Annotated in this window: 1 pseudogene; it reads left to right on the forward strand. The window is 34.5% G+C overall.

Features of this window, described 5'->3' with window-relative positions:
- Positions 1-38 precede the first annotated feature (38 nt).
- Positions 39-287 (forward strand): annotated as a pseudogene (locus AAEZ18_RS18635) (acyltransferase); the annotation flags it as partial.

Raw genomic sequence — 287 nt, forward strand, 5'->3', positions numbered from 1 at the left:
GTATTAGTGGCTGCGCAATGTTTAAAGGAATGGAAGTAATGTCAGTTATTCGCGGTGTATTTAGTATTATTTTTTACACAATAAACACACTTTTTTGGTTTGTGCCTATTTTTATTTGCGGGCTTATAAAGCTTATACCTATTAAGCCTCTACAAAAGGTTATGAGCTGGGCTGCAAAGCAATTTGCAACTATTTGGGTGACCTTTAATAGCTTAAATCAAAAGTTATTTACGCAAACTAAACTTAATGTAACTGGCCTTGAAGACCTTAAGCTAAAGGATTGGTAC

Source organism: Pseudoalteromonas sp. 19-MNA-CIBAN-0066, from assembly GCF_040308705.1.
Lineage (GTDB): Bacteria > Pseudomonadota > Gammaproteobacteria > Enterobacterales > Alteromonadaceae > Pseudoalteromonas > Pseudoalteromonas nigrifaciens.